1 pseudogene is annotated in these 325 nt (G+C 68.9%); it reads left to right on the top strand.

Annotated features, from left to right (window positions below):
* Positions 1-325, top strand: a pseudogene (gene fbiC, locus V2S66_RS34410) (7,8-didemethyl-8-hydroxy-5-deazariboflavin synthase); the annotation flags it as partial.

The raw sequence follows: 325 nt of genomic DNA, 5'->3' as shown, positions 1-325 counted from the left end.
GGTGACCGCGATGGCCCGGCTGCTGCTGCATCCGCACATCACCAACATCCAGACCAGCTGGGTCAAACTCGGCGCGGACGGCGCGGCCGAGATGCTCCGCTCGGGCGCCAACGACCTGGGCGGCACGTTGATGGAAGAGACGATCTCCCGGATGGCCGGCTCCGCATACGGTTCCTACCGTTCCATCCGCGACCTGGTCGCCATCGCCGAACAGGCCGGACGCCCCGCCCGGCAACGCACCACCTTGTACGGGGACGTCCCGCAAGAACGCATCGACGCCGGCCTCGCCTCCGACGGCCACCTCCCCCAACTCCTCCCCATACTG

Source organism: Actinacidiphila polyblastidii (genome assembly GCF_036353415.1).
GTDB classification, from domain to species: Bacteria; Actinomycetota; Actinomycetes; order Streptomycetales; family Streptomycetaceae; genus Actinacidiphila; species Actinacidiphila polyblastidii.
Note: the sequence above shows the minus strand (reverse complement) of the source record. Positions and strands in the feature narration are given on the sequence as shown.